This window comes from Pontibacter sp. JAM-7 (assembly GCF_048548695.2).
Taxonomy (GTDB): Bacteria; Pseudomonadota; Gammaproteobacteria; order Pseudomonadales; family Balneatricaceae; genus Neptuniibacter.
Map to the genome: position 1 here is coordinate 1 of NZ_JBLYIF020000082.1, position 236 is coordinate 236.

A 236-nucleotide genomic window follows, 5' to 3' on the forward strand; every position below is an offset into this window, starting at 1 on the left:
TTTGGTAATATAGTCGTCCGCACCCAACTCCAGACCGACCACGCGGTCAATCACATCGTCCTTGCCGGTAACCATGACAATCGGAACAGCAGAGATTTCACGCAGGCGTTTTGTCACGTCAAACCCGTCATCGCCCCCAAGGTTCAGGTCAAGCGTCACCAGATCAATCTGATGATTTCCGACGCAGTCTACGGCTTCATCTGCATCGCTCGCTTCCAAAACCTGAAAATCTTCGC

General features: G+C 52.1%; 1 protein-coding gene. It reads right to left on the reverse strand.

What is annotated here, in order from left to right:
- The coding region (locus tag ACFVYJ_RS13950; protein WP_463255482.1) for a response regulator at positions 1 to 236 on the reverse strand (236 nt) is incomplete at both ends.